The 16,483-nt window shown below is 61.6% G+C and carries 13 protein-coding genes; 7 read left to right on the forward strand and 6 right to left on the reverse strand.

Going from position 1 to position 16,483, the window contains the following annotated elements; all coding sequences use genetic code 11:
• Positions 1–205: 205 nt before the first annotated feature.
• Positions 206–1,399 (reverse strand): phosphoglycerate kinase, encoded by a 1,194-nt coding sequence (locus SM766_RS00085; RefSeq protein ID WP_368946516.1) that lies wholly within the window; start codon positions 1,397–1,399, stop codon positions 206–208.
• A 136-nt stretch (positions 1,400–1,535) separates the two neighbouring features.
• On the opposite strand from SM766_RS00085, the gene SM766_RS00090 reads away from it, so the two are divergent.
• The gene (locus tag SM766_RS00090) at positions 1,536–2,042 is read left to right on the forward strand and encodes a peptidylprolyl isomerase (protein ID WP_368946517.1); all 507 of its coding nucleotides are present in this window, start codon (positions 1,536–1,538) and stop codon (positions 2,040–2,042) included.
• Positions 2,035–2,583: a peptidylprolyl isomerase gene (locus SM766_RS00095; protein ID WP_368946518.1), complete on the forward strand. Its 549-nt coding sequence runs from the start codon at positions 2,035–2,037 to the stop codon at positions 2,581–2,583. The genes SM766_RS00090 and SM766_RS00095 overlap by 8 nt, the downstream gene beginning before the upstream one ends.
• A gap of 104 nt (positions 2,584–2,687) precedes the next feature.
• Here the strand turns inward: SM766_RS00095 and SM766_RS00100 are convergent, their stop codons facing one another.
• From SM766_RS00100 to SM766_RS00120, 5 genes are all read right to left on the reverse strand, one after another.
• On the reverse strand, positions 2,688–3,950 hold the full coding sequence (locus SM766_RS00100; RefSeq protein ID WP_368946519.1) for a calcium-binding protein: 1,263 nt from the start codon (positions 3,948–3,950) through the stop codon (positions 2,688–2,690).
• A 259-nt stretch (positions 3,951–4,209) separates the two neighbouring features.
• Positions 4,210–4,746 (reverse strand): bactofilin family protein, encoded by a 537-nt coding sequence (locus tag SM766_RS00105; protein ID WP_065270389.1) that lies wholly within the window; start codon positions 4,744–4,746, stop codon positions 4,210–4,212.
• Complete coding sequence (locus SM766_RS00110) at positions 4,736–6,070, reverse strand: M23 family metallopeptidase (protein WP_065273469.1); 1,335 nt, start codon at positions 6,068–6,070, stop codon at positions 4,736–4,738. Before SM766_RS00110 ends, SM766_RS00105 begins: the two co-directional genes overlap by 11 nt.
• Before the next feature lie 215 nt (positions 6,071–6,285).
• A complete protein-coding gene (locus SM766_RS00115; RefSeq protein ID WP_368946520.1) occupies positions 6,286–7,140 on the reverse strand; it encodes a ferritin-like domain-containing protein in 855 nt (284 codons plus the stop codon).
• 192 nt (positions 7,141–7,332) lie between these two features.
• Positions 7,333–7,794, reverse strand: coding sequence for a peroxiredoxin (locus SM766_RS00120; RefSeq protein ID WP_368946521.1), 462 nt, complete (start codon positions 7,792–7,794; stop codon positions 7,333–7,335).
• A 47-nt stretch (positions 7,795–7,841) separates the two neighbouring features.
• Here SM766_RS00120 and SM766_RS00125 point away from each other — a divergent pair, with 47 nt between their 5' ends.
• From SM766_RS00125 to lpdA, 5 genes are all read left to right on the forward strand, one after another.
• Positions 7,842–11,357: a YhdP family protein gene (locus SM766_RS00125; RefSeq protein WP_368946522.1), complete on the forward strand. Its 3,516-nt coding sequence runs from the start codon at positions 7,842–7,844 to the stop codon at positions 11,355–11,357.
• A gap of 65 nt (positions 11,358–11,422) precedes the next feature.
• Positions 11,423–12,493 (forward strand): tRNA preQ1(34) S-adenosylmethionine ribosyltransferase-isomerase QueA, encoded by a 1,071-nt coding sequence (gene queA, locus SM766_RS00130; RefSeq protein ID WP_368946523.1) that lies wholly within the window; start codon positions 11,423–11,425, stop codon positions 12,491–12,493.
• A gap of 205 nt (positions 12,494–12,698) precedes the next feature.
• Positions 12,699–13,973 carry an MFS transporter gene (locus SM766_RS00135; RefSeq protein WP_065270385.1) on the forward strand — a complete coding sequence of 425 codons (1,275 nt, stop codon included), beginning with the start codon at positions 12,699–12,701 and terminating at the stop codon, positions 13,971–13,973.
• A gap of 139 nt (positions 13,974–14,112) precedes the next feature.
• A complete protein-coding gene (locus SM766_RS00140) occupies positions 14,113–14,691 on the forward strand; it encodes a DUF924 family protein (RefSeq protein ID WP_368946524.1) in 579 nt (192 codons plus the stop codon).
• A 374-nt stretch (positions 14,692–15,065) separates the two neighbouring features.
• Positions 15,066–16,460, forward strand: a complete 1,395-nt coding sequence (lpdA, locus tag SM766_RS00145) for a dihydrolipoyl dehydrogenase (protein ID WP_368946525.1) — start codon at positions 15,066–15,068, stop codon at positions 16,458–16,460.
• The last annotated feature ends 23 nt before the right edge of the window (positions 16,461–16,483 follow it).

Genomic DNA, 16,483 nt, shown 5'->3' on the forward strand with positions numbered 1-16,483 from the left:
AGGGTGTGTTCCGTGGCGTTAATACGCGCGGCCAGCCCTAGGAAGGCAGGGGTCAATGAAGTCTTAAGAGCGGTCGGAAAGGGCGCTCAAGAAAACACAAATTAATGTGAGTAATCAATTGAAAGATCACGAAAAAGGCCGGGCGATGATGCGCCCGGCCTTGTTGATTTCATGTGTTGAGAAGCCCCTGCCGGGACGTATGATTTCAATCCTGGTCGAGCGCGGCGACGCCGGGCAGGGTCTTGCCTTCCATCCATTCAAGGAAGGCGCCTCCTGCGGTGGAGATATAGGTGAAATCCCGCGCCGCACCCGAGGCGTTGAGTGCCGCAACGGTATCGCCGCCACCAGCAACGGAGATCAGCTTGCCTGCCCGGGTCAGGGCCGCCGCCTTCAGCGCGGCCGCATTGGTTGCCGCGTCAAAGGGCTCCAGTTCAAAGGCGCCCAGCGGCCCGTTCCAGATCAGGGTCTGGCTCTGCTCGAAGATCTCGTTGATCGTGGCGATACTGTCAGGACCGGCATCCAGGATCAAACCCTCTGCGGGGCATTGGTCGGCGGGCAGCACCTGATGCGGCGCATGGGAGGCAAAGGCCTCGGCCACCACAACGTCGCTCGGCAGGATGATCTTGCAGCCTGCGCTTTCAGCCTCGGCTAGGATTTCGGCTGCGGTGTCCTTCATGATCCGTTCGGCCAGGGATTTGCCGACATCGATCCCCTTGGCGACCAGGAATGTATTGGCCATGCCGCCGCCGATGATCAGGTAATCGACCTTCTTGATCAGGTTGCCGAGCAGTTCCAGCTTGGTTGAAACCTTGGCGCCGCCGACAACGGCGGTCACCGGACGTTTCGGCGCGCCAAGGGCGCTTTCCAGTGCAGACAGCTCTGCCTGCATCAACCTGCCCGCGCAGGCGGGCAGGAGGCGGGCAATGCCCTCGGTCGAGCTGTGCGCGCGATGTGCGGCGGAGAAGGCGTCGTTGCAGTAGACATCGCCGAGCCGCGCCATGCCTGCGGCCAGATCGGGGTCGTTCTTGGTTTCCTCGGCGTGGAACCGGGTGTTTTCCAGCAGCAGCACTTCGCCCGGTTGCAGGGCGGCGGCGGCAGCCTCGGCACCGGGGCCAACGCAATCGGCGGCAAACAGCACCTTGGTTTCAAAGGCACGCTCCAGCGTCGGGATCAGCTGGTTCAGCGACAGGTTTTCGCGGCGCTCCCCGCCCGGGCGGCCGAAATGTGCCAGCAGGATCGGTTTGCCGCCAGCCGCCAGAATATCGCGCACGGTGGGGGCGATGCGGCGGATCCGGGTGGAGTCGGTTACCACGCCATCCACGATCGGCACGTTGATATCCACGCGTACCAGAACGCGTTTGCCGCTGAGATCCATGTCATCAAGGGTATTCCAGCCCATCCTCAGGCTCCTTCCGGTCATTGGCGAGTGTGTTTGGTGCTGTTTCGGGGCTTTTGTGCGCCCAGTCAATGCTCCCTTGGCAATTGCGACCGCTGCCCTTAGGTATCTGGCAAAGCAAACACGACAGGAGAGCCAGATGGCCGAGATCAAGGACCCGGAAAACACCATCATCGTCGAGCTGAAAGGCGGCAATGTGGTGATCGAGCTGCTGCCCGATGTGGCGCCCAAGCACAGCGAGCGGATGAAGGAACTGGCCCGTGCCGGTGAATATGACAACGTGGCCTTCCACCGCGTCATCGACGGTTTCATGGCGCAGACCGGCGACGTGCAGCACGGAGACATGGAAGACGGTTTCAACCTTCGTATGGCGGGTACTGGCGGCTCTGACCTGCCGAACGTTCCGGCGGAATTTTCCAAACTGCCGCACGACCGTGGCACCCTGGGCGCTGCGCGCTCTGCCAACCCGGATTCGGCAAACTCGCAGTTCTTCATCAACTTCAAGGACAACCACTTCCTGAACGGCCAGTACACCGTTTATGGCCGGGTCATCGAAGGCATGGAGCACGTTGATGCGATCACCCGTGGTGAGCCGCCTGCGAACCCTGACCGTATGATCAGCGTCAAGGTGGCCGCAGATGCTTAAGCTGGCTGCTGCATTTTCCCTGCTCGCGGGCTCCGCCTTTGCCTCTGGCCTTGAAATCCAGATCGAAGGCGAGGGCGCCAATGGTACCGTCAAGATCGACCTCTTCGAGGATGTTGCGCCGAAGCACGTGGAGCAGATCACCGCGCTGGCCGCCGAAGGCAAATACGATGGCGTGGTGTTTCACCGCGTGATCGAAGGCTTCATGGCGCAAACCGGTGACGTCCAGTTCGGCAAGCTTGGCGAAGACATGCGCCGCGCCGGTATGGGCGGCTCCGAACGTCCGGACCTTCCGGCGGAGTTCTCGGACATTGCCTATGACCGCGGTGTCGTCGGCATGGCCCGTTCGCAGAGCCCGAACAGTGCCAATTCGCAGTTCTTCATCATGTTCGCGCCGGGTCACTTCCTCAATGGCCAGTATACCGTCGTTGGCAAGGTTACCGAAGGCATGGATGTGGTCGACGCGATCAAGCGCGGCTCGGGGCAGAGCGGTTCGGTCAAGGGCCAGCCCGATGTCATGACCAAGGTCACCGTGACCGAGTAAGCCAACCGGGGCTGCGGCCCTGCCGATCTTTCAAATACGTCAAAGCCCGCGCCAATCCGCGCGGGCTTTGCTGTTCTCGTGCGTCGGGTTGGCCTGCAAATGCCTTAGAACAGGAAATTGTCCGCCTGCGCGATGTCCTGCACCTCCGCGTCCTCGATCAGGATGGTGACATTGGCGAAGGAGACCAGCACATCGTCTTGCTGTTGCTCGATGTCCAGTTGTCCAAAACGGGAAGCTCCGCGACCGATTTCGATCCTGTCGGTACCGACAGTGAAGTCCGAAATGGTGTCGTCGCCGTGGCCCTTTTTGAAGACAAAGATATCGGCCCGGCCACCGCCAGTCAGTTTGTCGTCGCCCTTGTGACCCATCAGCCGGTCCCGGCCATTGCCGCCAATCAACCGATCATCGCCTGCGCCGCCGGTGAGGGTGTCATTGCCGCCACCGCCGTTCAGAATGTCGCGGTGATTGCCGCCAGTGATTTCATCCGCGCCCGTGCCGCCAAGGGCCCGATCCCGGCCGCTGCCGCCCTCGATCACATCGTCGCCTGCGGCGCCCACCAGCCGGTCGGAGCCGGTATTCCCGGTCAGATGGTCATCACCGGTTCCACCGAACAGCGTGTCGCGCCCGCTGCCGCCGCTCAGATGGTCATCGTTTGCGTTGCCGTAGAGCAGGTCGTCCTGCAGGCCGCCATCAAGCGTGTCATTGCCAAAGCCGCCGGCCATGACATCACTATTGGTCACGGACTGTGCGTCGCCGAGAAGCCGGTCGTTGCCAGCGTTGCCAAGGGACAGTGCCACGCTGCGGTCTATGAACTTCAGAATTTCGATATTGCTAATCCGGTCGGTTCCCATGGCGCTGCTGACCTGAACCGAAGAGTAGGATGAGAACAGATCGTCCAGCCCCTGTAGCGTGGCCCGGCTTGAATGCGTATTCAGAACCAGCGTGTCGGTCCCGGTTCCGGCGTCAATGGTGTCATCGCCGCTCCCAAGTGTAATGGTGTCATCGCCGCCATAGGTGTACCACAGGTTGCCGACAGTGCTGTTTGAGGTGATGGTATCAGTTCCCGCCAGAATACTGCGTTCCAGCGCGGCGCCGCTCATCGTAGCCAGATCGTAAAAGCTCTCGCTGAATTCAGTCATCGAGAAGACCTCGTTGCCGTAGCTGTAGAGGTAGAGATCTGTGAGTTCCCACACATAGGGGGAGGCGTTTGAAAAATCGCCGTTAAACCGGAGCGACAGCCCGTTGGTTCCGCTCATACTGATCGACGTCGCGGATTGCTGGGTAATAACCGGATCCGCAAAATCCGCCGAGTTCAAATCATTGATGGACCAGGTGCCGTTGGAGTCCTGGATGCGTACATTTGCCAATTTCAAATTTCCCTATGAACCAGGCCCGCTCCAGGCTGCGTTTGAAAGGCGCGGCCTCGGAACGGATAATAGTATCAACCATGGCGGTAGAAAGATGGAAGGTAAAGGAGCTGAATCCCAGTGGGTTACGTTTTGGCTAACTGGGAAGGAAGGGGAAGGAGCACAACCTGAACCTTGCCCTGAAATGCGAAACGCCGCAGGGCTCTGCGGCGTTTACGGTCTTCTATTCAGTTCAGCGACCGAGAGGTCCCTGTGACTTTTAGCTGTCGGAGCTGGGGGCCGAGCCTGCCGGTGCGGCAGCAGGGCGCGCCGGAGCGGCGGCAGCCGGAGCGGCTTTCTTGCCGCCGGGATTCAGCGGATCGTCCTGACGCTGCACGGAGCCTTCGAAATGGGCGCCGCTCTCGATGGCGATGGTCTTGTGGATGATATCGCCTTCGACACGGGCGGTGGAGGTCAGGCGGACCTTCAGGCCGCGCACGCGACCCACGATACGGCCGTTGATCACGACGTCATCAGCCGTGACTTCACCCTTGATCGTCGCGGTTTCGCCGATGGTCAGCAGATGCGCGCGAATGTCGCCTTCGACGGTGCCTTCAACCTGGATGTCGCCGGTGGTTTTCAGGTTCCCGGTGATATGCAGATCGGAGCTGAGCACGGATGCCGGCGGTTTTGCCTTGGGCGGCGTGGCCTTGTAATCGCTCGCGGGCGCAGAGGGCGGGGCGCTCGGCGTTGCAGCCGCCGGAGTTGCTTCGGCCTGCTTCGGCCCGGGCTCATTGATTTTGCTCTTAGAAAACATTTCTCGCAGCCTTGATGTAGATCATAGGGTTTACGGGTTTTCCGTTGACCCGAACCTCGTAATGAAGGTGGGTCCCGGTGGACCGTCCGGTGTTACCCATATCAGCAATGTGATCCCCGCGCGAGACCCTTTGACCGACCTTCACGCGGAGTTTTGAGTTATGGGCATATTTCGTCTCAATACCAAAGGCATGGCGGATCGTGACCAGCCGGCCATAGCCGGATTGCCAGCCCGCATGGGTCACAACGCCATCAGCAGTGGCGTAGATATCTGTGCCGGTGCGGCCGGCGAAATCCGATCCTTTGTGGAGCCGGCGGCCGCCAGTTTTAGGGTCGCGGCGATAGCCAAAGCCCGAACTTTGCCGCACGAGGCCAAGGTTCACCGGCGTGGCAAAAGGCGCCTGCTGCGCGGCCATGCGATAAAGGTTCAGCTGGTCCAACTCATTGAGAATGCTGTTGGCCCGACGCTCTTCCGCAGTGGGTTCTTCACCGCGGGTCGAGAGGGCTAAAGGGGTGAGGGGACCACCCCCCTGTCCATTATAGCCGCGGCGCACCTGCTCCAGGATCCGATCCGGCGGCATACCGGCGCTGCGGAACATCTTGTCCAGCGGCGCTACGGAAACGGTAACCGCCTCTTCCAACTGCCGGAAGATCTGGTTGTTGCGCTCGTCCATCAGCTTGATTTCCATCTCAAGCGAATCTCGCTGCTCCAGCGCCGATTGTGCGTCTGCCATGACCTGATCCCGCTCGGCGGCGGTCTCTGCGAGCGCGTCGGCGAGGAACTCCATCTGCACCGGGGCAACAGCGGCCATCATCTGGACGGGGCTGTCTTCCTCGGTTTCCTTGCGCAATTCGGCAAGGGCATCGCGCGCCTTGTCCCGCTGGGTCATGGTGTCGCGCAGCGTGGCCTGAATGACTTCGATGCCGGTTTCAAGCTCCCGGCGCCGGGTTTCCGAGGCAAGCAATTCGGACTGCATGTCGGAAATCTGCGCCAGAGCTGCGTTGAACCGCTGCTGCGCCGCCAACGCCTCTTCGGCGCGGTTGTCTCGCTCCAGCGACAGGGCGTTGAGCCGGGCACGGTAGTTCATCTGATCGCGTTTGGCTTGCTCGCGGAAGTTTCCGGCGCCGATCCCGTCCATCAGCACAATGGCTGTTGCCATGATCGACCAGGCGACAAACAGAACGATACCGGCAACGGCAATAAGCTGTGTTTCCGGCCTGAGCCGAATGAATCTGGTGTCGTCATCCGATTTGAGGAAAACGCGCCGTTCGGGGAAGCGCCGTTCGAGAAACGCGTGAATTTTGATTGTCAGACGTGTGCGCACGCGCTGATCCTTGTCCCATCCCAATTGCATGGCGCAGGGCCACTCACATCCCTGTGAGCCCAGGCGCCATGGCCCATTTGAATAGCTAGCCGGGCTTCATTGGGCAAGTCTGTTGACCAATCAGTAAGGAATTTGTGCCTGCAAGGCAGGATATTGGCGGAATTTTGCCGGGTAGCGGCAGGGCGGCGGCGGTCACGCGCCGCCCTGCCGCTTTGTCAGCCTGCGGGCTGTGCGCCGGTGTCGGTCAGCGGCCAGTAGAAATCGGGCGGCAGCCCGGCCTCGGCGCGTTTTTCCTCGTTGAAGGGCGGTTTCAGCGTGCTGTGGAAATAGGTTCGGACCAGATCGTGAAAGACATCCTTGGGATCGAGGTTCTCGCGCCCGCAAAGGAAATGGAACCATTTGGAGCCATAGGCGACATGGCCGAGCTCTTCCTTGTAGATCACCTCCAAGGCCTCCACTGCCTGGGTCAGCTTTGCCTGGCGGAAGATCTTGATCATGCCGGGGGTGACATCAAGACCCCGGGCCTCAAGCACCATCGGCACCACGGCAAGACGGCCCATCAGGTCCTCGGCGGTGTCTTCGGCAGCACGCCACATGCCAGCATGGGCCGGAAGGGCGCCGTAATGGCTACCGAGGCTTTCAAGACAATCGCACATCAGGTTGAAATGTTTGGATTCTTCGTCCGCCGCCTTGACCCAGTCGTCAAAGAAACCAATGGGCATCGGCACATGGGAAAACCGCGCGATGATATCCCAATGCAGATCGACCGCGTTGAGTTCGATATGGGCCACCGCATGAAGCAGAGCGATACGTCCCGCCTCCGAGCCGGGTTTGCGCTTTGGCACGTCGCGGGGATCAAGGAGTTCCGGCTTTTCGGGCCGGGCCGGGCGCAGTGGCGGGCTGGCGGTGCCGACCGGGATCTCGGGTGCCTCACCGCGACGATAGGCGAACCAGCGGGCCGCGTGCTGGCGGGAAAGGGCGGTTTTCTGGCGCCCGTCGGCAGTGGTCAGAACTTCTGTCGCCATTTCGGCGAGGGAAAGTTCGGCCTCAGAACTGGGGGTGTCGGTCATCTCGCCTCCGTCAGGTTTCGTGCTGCGCCGCGTTCCTGCCCTGTGGCGCGCGCCATGGCAACGGATTTGTCTGGGGGATAGCTGGGGCGCTCCCGCCCGTCGTCGATCACTTGTGACGTGATCGCCTCCCGTTGGGCCCGGCGCTGCGCGTTGCGCACCGCGCCGGGTGGTGTGGCGGCAATCCGTTTCGGGTTACAGGGCTTTGGCGGCCTCCAGAACCTCCTCAACATGTCCGTCCACCTTGACCTTGCGCCAGACCCGCGCGATGCGCCCCTCGGCGTCGATCAGGAAGGTGGAGCGTTCGATGCCCCAGTGTTTTTTGCCGTACATGTTCTTTTCCTTCCACACGCCGTAATCCTCGCAGGTGGTGCCCTCGGCATCGGAGAGGAGCGGCGTGGTCAGGTCATGTTTGGCAACAAATTTGTCGTGTTTGGCGACGGTGTCCTTGGAAATCCCGTAAACCTCGACCCCGGCATCGGCAAAAGCCTGCAAAGCGCCTGAAAATCCAATGGATTCCTTGGTGCAGCCCGGGGTATCATCTCGCGGATAGAAAAACAGGACGACGGCTCTTCCCTTGAGGTCGGCAAGCGAGATTTCATCGCCGCCGTCACGGGGCAGGGTGAACATCGGGGCGAGATCGGATGGTTCGAGCATATGGGGTCTCCGCTTGGTTTTGCATCATTGGGTGCCATAAATAGGCTATGGCGAGCAAAGGAAAAGCACAGATCGCGAGGTCAGCGGATCAGCCGGAGGAAGTCGCGGCACCCGAGGCTGTCGAACAGGCGGCGTCCGGGCAGGAGGCTGCACGGGCCGAGCAGGTCGCTGGTCCTGCTGATGCGGAGGCCGCGGAAGGGCTTGCGGCGCGCCCCAAAGACCGGCGGCGCTGGCGGCGGCTGAAAGCCGTGGTGCGTGTTGTGGCCGTCCTATGCTTTCTCGGGGCGGGCGCGGTCTATTTCGGGATCGGCACCCGCATCGATGCGCCGCAATGGCTGCGCCAGAAGGTCGAAACGCGCCTGGAACAGAGCCTTGGCGGTCTTCAGATCGAGTTTGGGGAAATTCACCTTGTGGTGAACAAGGGCTGGCGCCCACGGCTCGGGCTGCGCGATGTATCTCTAGCGCAGGCGGATGGAGCGCCGGTGGCGCGGCTGGCGGATGCCCAGGTGTCGCTGGCGATGCGACCCTTGCTGAGTGGAAAGTTTCAGCCCCGCAAGATCTGGCTCAGCGGGCTTTTTGCCTCTTTGCGGCGCGGCACGGATGGCAAATTCGAACTCAGCCTTTCCGAGGCGGGATCGCCGTTCCGCGAAGCATCCGACCTGCCGCAATTGATCGAACACTGGGATACTCAATTTGAACGCCCGGTCCTTGCGGCGCTGTCCGAGGTTGAGACCGAAGGTTTGACGCTGCGCTATGAAGACGGCCGACTGAACCGGGTCTGGACACTGGACGGCGGCACCGTGCGGCTGGCGCGTGAGGGCAGATCACTGGCCTTGTCTGGCGGCTTTTCGGTGCTGAGCGGGCGGCAGTATGTCGGCACCATTGAGGCCAACTACAAATCCGACATCGGCGATGCCTCAGCCGAATTCGGATTCCTGATCGAAGAGATCGCGAGCGAGGATATCGCGGTTCAGGCGCCGGCGCTTGGCTGGCTTCAGGCGCTGCGGGCACCGATTTCCGGCTCGCTCCGCGGTGGCCTGGGCAGCGAAGGCGAGCTGCTGACCCTTTCCGCGGGCTTGCAAATCGGGCGTGGCGTGATCCAGCCGTCGGAAGAAACCCGCCCCGTGCCGATCCAAAGCGCGCATAGCTATTTCACCTACTACCCTGATCAGCAGGCCCTGCAGTTCGATGAGCTGAAAGTCGAAAGCGGCTGGGTCTCAGGTACGATGGAGGGGCGCGCCCATCTGAGCGGGATCGAGAACGGGCGGCTCACGGAACTGGTCGGGCAGTTGCAGTTTTCCGACCTCAGCCTCAACCCGCGCGACCTGTACGATCAGCCGCTGGAACTGGCGGGCGTTGGGGTGGATTTTCGGTTGGAGCCGGAACCCTTCAGCCTGACCCTGGGCGAGGTTTTGATCCAGGACGGGGATTCGAACATCCTGCTCGACGGCAAGGTCTCCGCCGAAGAAGCAGGATGGACCTATGCGTTGAACGGTCATGTGGATCAGATGTCGGTGGATCGGATCAAGGAACTGTGGCCAGCAGCGGCGCCGCCGAAACCGCGCGAATGGGTGCGGGATAACCTTTATCAAGGCACTGCCCGCGATGCCTATGTGGCGTTGCGTGGCGCCGGGCTGGAAAAGCCGTTTCTGCATCTGGATACCACCTTTTCCGGGGTCGATGCGCGCTTTCAGAAACATCTGCCGCCGGTGCGGGGCGCTGATGGCCATTTCAGCATCCACGGCACGCGTCTGGTGGTGATCGCCAGCCGGGGCACGGTGACCGCCGATGACGGTGGCGCTGTGGATGTGACGGGCACGTCTTTCATCATTCCCGACACTTCGATCAAAGGCGGCGCGCCGGGGATCGTCCGGGTCAAGGCCTCGGGTGCGGTAACGGCGGGCCTGTCGCTGCTCGAACGTCCGCCGCTCAATATCATGTCCAAGGCGGGGTTGCCGGTGAAGCTGGCAGAGGGCCAGGTGCAGGTTAGTGGAACCTTGTCGCTGCCCCTGCGCGCGGGCGTGCCGCCAGAAGAGATCCTTTATCACTACACGGGCAGCGTGACCGGCGTCAGTAGCGGGGTTCTGGTGCCGGGACATCCGGTCGCCGCAGAGCGGCTGGAACTGTCGGGGGATCAAAGCCACGTGCAGCTCTCTGGTGCTGCGACCCTGTCGGATGTGCCGCTGACGGCAACATGGCGCCAGCCGGTTGGCCCCGGTACCGATCCGACCAGCTATGTCACCGGTAAGGTGGCGCTTTCGAACGCGGTGGTGGAGAGGTTCAATATCGGCTTGCCAACGGGGTCCGTCTTTGGAACCGGTCAGGGCGAATTCGTGCTGCGCCTTGCGCCCGGGGTGCCACCCGAGTTGAACCTGCGCTCGGCGCTCGAAGGGATCGGTCTGCGTATTCCGGCGCTGAGCTGGCGCAAGCCGGAGTCGGATACGGGCCTTCTGGATCTCGTGGTGACGCTGCGGGCGCAGCCTTCGGTGGACCGGCTGCGGGTCGAGGCTGCGGGGTTGAAGGCCGAGGGCACCGTGACCACGCGGGAAGATGGCGGGCTGGACCGAGCGGCCTTTAGCGCGGTGTCGCTGGATGGCTGGCTGCGCGGACCGGTGACATTTGTCGGGCGCGGGGTGGCGGCACCGGAAATCCGTATTGGCGGCGGCGTGATCGATATGCGCCGGGTGCCTTTTACCAGTTCCAGCGGCAGCAGTGGCTCCGGGTCGGGCGGCACCGGACCGATCCTCTTGAGCCTTGATCGGCTGCAGGTGACTGACAGTATCGCCCTCAATGGCTTTCAGGGGCGGTTTTCCACGGCGGGCGGCTTCAATGGCAAGTTCACCGCGCGGCTGAATGGTCAGACCCCGCTGAGCGGTATTGTGGTCCCGGACAAGGGCGGCACGGCGACGCGGATCAAGTCCGAGGATGCCGGCGGGATCTTCCGCTCGGCCGGGGTGCTGCGGCACGGTCAGGGCGGCAGTTTTGACATGACGCTGGTGCCTGCAGCCACGCCGGGTGAATACGATGGCCGCATGACCGTGCGCAACACGCGGGTGAAGGACGCGCCCTCCATGGCAGCGCTGGTCAACGCGATCAGCCTGGTGGGTCTGGTCAATGAACTCGCCGGGCAGGGAATTCAGTTTTCGGAAGTCGAAGCAAAGTTCCGCCTTGGCGCCACCCATCTGATCGTTCACGAAAGCAGTGCAGTGGGTCCGTCGATCGGTCTGTCGATGGACGGGAATTACAATCTCGAGACCACGGCACTGGATATGCGGGGGGTAATTTCTCCGATCTATGTGCTGAACGCCATCGGCAGCGTCCTGACCCGCAAGGGCGAAGGGTTGATCGGCTTTTCCTACCGGCTGCGGGGCACGGCGGATGATCCCAAGGTGCAAGTCAATCCTTTGTCCGGCCTGGCGCCGGGCATCTTCCGCGAGCTGTTCCGGGGCCGGGCGCCGGAGGTGCCGGGGCAGACCCCCGCCGCGCCGCCGCCCACCAGCGGGCCATTGGCGCCCGAAGAGGTGCCAGCCGCCCCGACCGCTCCTCAGGCCGGCGAACGCTGAGTACACAGGCAATCTGGCGCAGATTGCCATAGCCAAGGCATCACAAAGCTCCTATATGCCGCCGCATGAAACTTAGCGATTTTGACTTTGATCTCCCCGAGAATCTGATTGCAACCCGCCCTGCCTCTCCGCGCAGCGCGGCCCGTCTTCTGGTGGCCGAAGGGGAACGGATTACCGATGCGCGGGTTTCAGACCTGCCGGAGTGGTTCCAGCCCGGCGATCGTCTGGTATTGAACGACACCAAGGTTATTCCAGCGCGCCTGTCGGGGCAGCGCCATCGCAGCAGTGCGCAAGGCGATACCTCCGCCCGCATCGAAGTCACCTTGCTGGAGCCGGGCGCAGACGGTACCTGGAATGCCCTGCTGAAACCCCTGAAAAAGGTAAAACCGGGCGAGACGATCCGTTTTGCCGATGGTTTCAGCGCCGTGCTGGAGGGGGTTGCCGACGGGCAGGGCGCCCTGCGGTTCAATCTGGAAGGCGACGAATTCGAGGCGGCCCTGGCCGAGGCAGGCGCCATGCCGCTGCCACCCTATATTGCTGCCAAACGCCCGGCGGATGCGCAGGACAAGACCGATTACCAGACGGTCTGGGCGCGCCACACCGGCGCCGTAGCGGCGCCGACCGCCTCGCTGCACTTTGATGCACCGCTGCTGCAGGCGCTTAAGGATCGCGGGATCGCGTTCAGCTATGTCACCCTGCACGTGGGCGCAGGCACCTTCTTGCCAGTCAAGGTCGAGGATGTGACCACCCACAAGATGCACGCCGAATGGGGGCGGGTCAGCCCCGAAGCTGCCGCCGAGATCGCGGCGACTAAGGCTGCAGGCGGGCGTATCATCCCGGTGGGCACCACAGCGCTGCGTCTGATCGAAAGCGCCGCACGTAGCGGTGCGATCGCGCCATGGGAAGGGGAGACCGATATTTTCATCTACCCGGGCTTTACCTTCCATGTTGCCGATGCGCTGATGACGAATTTCCACCTGCCGCGCTCCACCCTGATGATGTTGGTTTCTGCGCTGATGGGGCAGGAGACCGTGCGGCAGATCTATACCCACGCGGTCGACAGCGGTTACCGGTTCTTCTCCTATGGCGATGCGTCGCTTCTGATACCCTCTGGCGCGGGATCGCGGCAGAGCTGAGCCCCGCCAGATCGCCAGCGCCAGACCTTCAGAAAATGCAGAGAATTCCGCTGTAAACGTGACGGCGGGATGAAATCGTCTCTGCGATCTGCGATAGTTCTTTCCACACACCGCATCCGCAGATAAGGGCGGAAGATGCGAAATGAAACACCGCCTGCCGGATCCAAAACCGGGGGCAGGCGGCGGATGCAAAAGGATACGGGCAATGCTGCAGGTACTCTCAAGCGCATGGGCGCTGCTTCTGGGGATGGGAATGCTGATGATCGGGAACGGTCTTCAGGGCACCATTCTTGGGGTGCGCGGCGACCTTGAAGGGTTCTCGACGTTGCAGATGTCCTTTGTCATGTCCGCCTATTTCGTCGGCTTTCTGGGCGGCTCGCGGATGGCGCCGGAGATGATCCGGCGGGTCGGCCATGTCCGCGTCTTTGCGGCGCTGGCCTCGCTGATTTCTGCAGTGATGATTCTCTATCCCGCGATCACCAATCCCTTTGCCTGGATGGCCGGGCGGGTGCTGATCGGGTTTTGCTTTTCCGGCGTGTATGTCACCGCTGAAAGCTGGCTGAACAATGCGGCAGACAATGCCAACCGCGGCAAGGCACTGTCGCTTTACATGCTGGTACAGATGCTGGGCATCGTCTCGGCGCAGGCGCTGATGCTGCTTGGTAATCCGTCGGGCTATGAAACCTTCGTCATTGCCTCGGTTGTGATTTCGGTGTCCTTTGCGCCAATTTTGCTGTCGATTTCGCCGACGCCTGCCTTTGACACTACGAAACCGATGACCTTGCGCCAGCTGATGGATGCATCGCCTCTGGGCTGCGTGGGTATGTTTCTGCTGGGCGGCGTCTTCTCGGCCCAGTTCGGGATGAGCGCAGTCTACGCGGCTTCGGCCGGGCTGACCTTGCCGCAGATTTCGCTGTTCGTCGCGACCTTCTATGTCGGCGCGCTGGTGCTGCAATATCCGCTGGGATGGATTTCCGACCGCATGGACCGGCGCGTGGTGATCCTGTTCGCGGCGGCCTTCAGTGGCGCGGCGGCGGTTCTGGGTATGGCGATGGGCGCGAATTTCTGGATGCTGCTGCTGGCGGCCTTTTTTATCGGCGGGATGACCAACCCGCTTTACTCGCTTCTGATCGCCCATACCAACGACTATCTGGATTACGACGATATGGCGGCGGCCTCGGGCGGGCTGGTCTTCATCAACGGCCTTGGCGCCATTACCGGGCCACTGATCACCGGTTGGCTTATGGGCGAAAGCGTCTTTGGCCCGCCGGGATTCTTCCTGATCATGGCGGTGCTGACCTTTGCGCTGGCGGCATACGCGCTTTACCGGACGACGCAGCGCGCCTCGATCGCAGCCGAAGATTCGGGCACCTTCGCGCCGATGGCGCCGACAGGCTCGCCCGTGGCGGTCGAATTTGCACAGGAATACGTCATCGAAACCGAGATGGAAGAGCAGGAAGCCGCGCATGAGGCGGGGTGATTGCGCTAACCTGCAGGAAACGTGAGCAATATTTCACCAATTGCCGCTCCTGTTGCAATTTGTGACGGTTCTATGACTTGCCATGAGGGGGTAAAATCCTCTGAACTTGGGGGTAGGCAACACATGTGGAGTAAATGGGATGGTTGGCCCCGAAGAAATCCTTGAATTCTGGCTCGACGAGGTCGGAGAAAAGGGCTGGTATCTGCAGGATGATGATCTGGACGAGACTATCCGCAGACGTTTTGGAAAGGCCTGGGAGGAGGCTTGCGAGGGCAAGTTCTCGCTTTGGCTGACCTATCCCAGCGGAACCCTTGCCTATATCATCCTGATGGACCAGTTCCCGCGCAATATGTTCCGCGGCGAAGGTCAGGCCTTTGCCTCGGATGAGATTGCGCTGGCAGTGGCCAAGAACGCGCTGAACAAGAAATGGGATCTGAAGATCGATGAACCGGCGCGGCAGTTCTTTTATCTGCCGCTGATGCATTCGGAAAACCTGTGCGATCAGGAGCGCTGCGTGCGCCTGCTGAAGGAACGGATGCCGGAATATGGTGCGTCCAATCTGCTGCACGCGCGCGCCCATCGCGACGTGATCCGCAAATTCGGCCGCTTCCCTTATCGCAACGAGGCGCTATTGCGCCACAGCACCGAGCCGGAGCGCGACTATGTCGAAGCCGGTGGTTATGGCGCCACGATCCGGACCTTCCAGCAAGCCAGCTGAACCGAGGAGAGCGACTATCCGGGGGCATCCCCGACACTGACATTCTAAAGGCGCTGTCTGGCCGGTCGGACGGCGCCTTTTCTGTGTCGGGCTTTCGGCCCCAGACAATCCCTTTACCATCCCCCTATGCGGCCAGCCGTGATCACATCTTCTTGAAACGGTCGTCGCGGGATGACTGTGCTGGAGCGGGATTTTCTGTGGCCTGTAGCAGGGACTGTGCATATGGTTGTTCCAGCGCGCAGGTCTCGCGGTGGATACCGGTCGGTGAAAATGCCCACCACGTTCCCAAAGGCTTTTCTCACTGCGAGATTGCGGCGTGCAAAAAATTGGTTTAACGGTAAACTAGTTTCAGATCCAGTTTGGCGAGGGATATCATGGCCGCACAAACCTATGACGTGATCGTAATCGGCGCAGGCCCCGGCGGCTATGTGGCTGCCATCCGCGCGGCCCAGCTGGGGCTCAAGACCGCGGTCATCGAGCGTGAGAACTTGGGCGGTATTTGCCTCAACTGGGGCTGCATCCCGACCAAGGCGATGCTGCGTTCCTCCGAAGTGTTCCACCTGATGCACCGGGCCAAGGAATTCGGGCTCAGCGCCGATGGCATCGGCTACGATCTGGACGCGGTGGTGAAACGCTCGCGCGGGGTGGCAAAACAGCTGTCTTCGGGCGTCGCTCATCTGCTGAAGAAGAACAAGGTCACCGTGATCATGGGCGAGGCGACGATCCCCGCCAAGGGCAAGGTCTCGGTCAAGACCGACAAGGGCACCGAGGATCTGGCGGCCAAGAATATCATCCTGGCCACCGGCGCCCGCGCTCGGGAGCTGCCGGGGCTGGAGGCAGACGGTGATCTGGTCTGGACCTACCGGCACGCGCTGACCGCACCGCGGATGCCGAAAAAGCTGCTGGTCATCGGATCTGGCGCCATCGGCATCGAATTTGCCAGCTTCTTCAACACGCTGGGCGCCGATACCACCGTGGTCGAGGTGATGGACCGGGTGCTGCCGGTCGAGGATGCCGAGATTTCCGGCATGGCCAGGAAGGCCTTTGAGAAGCAGGGCATGAAGATCATGGAGAAATCCATGGTCAAGCAGCTGGATCGTGCAAAAGGCAAGGTCACCGCTCATATTGAGGCTGGCGGCAAGGTCCAGAAGATGGAATTCGACACGGTGATCTCGGCCGTTGGCATCGTTGGCAATACCGAAGGGCTGGGTCTGGAGGCGCTTGGCGTCAACGTTGACCGCACCCATGTGGTGACCGATAAATTCTGCCGCACCGGCGTCGAGGGGCTTTATGCCATCGGGGATATCGCCGGTGCGCCCTGGCTGGCGCATAAGGCCAGCCACGAAGGCGTTATGGTGGCAGAGCTGATCGCAGGCAAACACGCCCATCCGGTCAAACCAGAAAGCATCGCGGGCTGCACCTATTGCCATCCGCAGGTGGCTTCGGTCGGCTATAGCGAGGCGAAAGCCAAGGAGCTTGGGTACGACATCAAGGTTGGTCGTTTCCCCTTTGTCGGCAACGGCAAGGCCATCGCGCTTGGCGAACCCGAAGGGCTGGTCAAAACCATCTTTGACGCAAAGACGGGTGAACTGCTGGGCGCGCATATGATCGGCGCCGAGGTGACGGAGCTCATTCAGGGCTATGTGGTGGGCCGCCAGCTGGAAACCACCGAGGAAGACCTGATGAACACCGTCTTCCCGCATCCGACGCTGAGCGAGATGATGCATGAAAGCGTCCTGAACGCCTTTGATCGCACCATTCACTTCTAAGCGCTGCGATATGTGACACACGC

This window comes from Pseudophaeobacter sp. A-200-2, from assembly GCF_041008815.1.
Taxonomy (GTDB): domain Bacteria; phylum Pseudomonadota; class Alphaproteobacteria; order Rhodobacterales; family Rhodobacteraceae; genus Phycobacter; species Phycobacter gallaeciensis_A.

What these genes read in the sequence shown, in the direction of transcription:
- SM766_RS00085 (WP_368946516.1), bottom strand. Translation starts at nt 1,399, where the DNA reads ATGGGCTGGAATACCCTTGATGACATGGATCTCAGCGGCAAACGCGTT.
- SM766_RS00090 (WP_368946517.1), top strand. Translation starts at nt 1,536, where the DNA reads ATGGCCGAGATCAAGGACCCGGAAAACACCATCATCGTCGAGCTGAAA.
- SM766_RS00095 (WP_368946518.1), top strand. Translation starts at nt 2,035, where the DNA reads ATGCTTAAGCTGGCTGCTGCATTTTCCCTGCTCGCGGGCTCCGCCTTT.
- SM766_RS00105 (WP_065270389.1), bottom strand. Translation starts at nt 4,746, where the DNA reads ATGTTTTCTAAGAGCAAAATCAATGAGCCCGGGCCGAAGCAGGCCGAA.
- SM766_RS00115 (WP_368946520.1), bottom strand. Translation starts at nt 7,140, where the DNA reads ATGACCGACACCCCCAGTTCTGAGGCCGAACTTTCCCTCGCCGAAATG.
- SM766_RS00120 (WP_368946521.1), bottom strand. Translation starts at nt 7,794, where the DNA reads ATGCTCGAACCATCCGATCTCGCCCCGATGTTCACCCTGCCCCGTGAC.
- SM766_RS00125 (WP_368946522.1), top strand. Translation starts at nt 7,842, where the DNA reads ATGGCGAGCAAAGGAAAAGCACAGATCGCGAGGTCAGCGGATCAGCCG.
- queA (WP_368946523.1), top strand. Translation starts at nt 11,423, where the DNA reads ATGAAACTTAGCGATTTTGACTTTGATCTCCCCGAGAATCTGATTGCA.
- SM766_RS00135 (WP_065270385.1), top strand. Translation starts at nt 12,699, where the DNA reads ATGCTGCAGGTACTCTCAAGCGCATGGGCGCTGCTTCTGGGGATGGGA.
- SM766_RS00140 (WP_368946524.1), top strand. Translation starts at nt 14,113, where the DNA reads ATGGTTGGCCCCGAAGAAATCCTTGAATTCTGGCTCGACGAGGTCGGA.
- lpdA (WP_368946525.1), top strand. Translation starts at nt 15,066, where the DNA reads ATGGCCGCACAAACCTATGACGTGATCGTAATCGGCGCAGGCCCCGGC.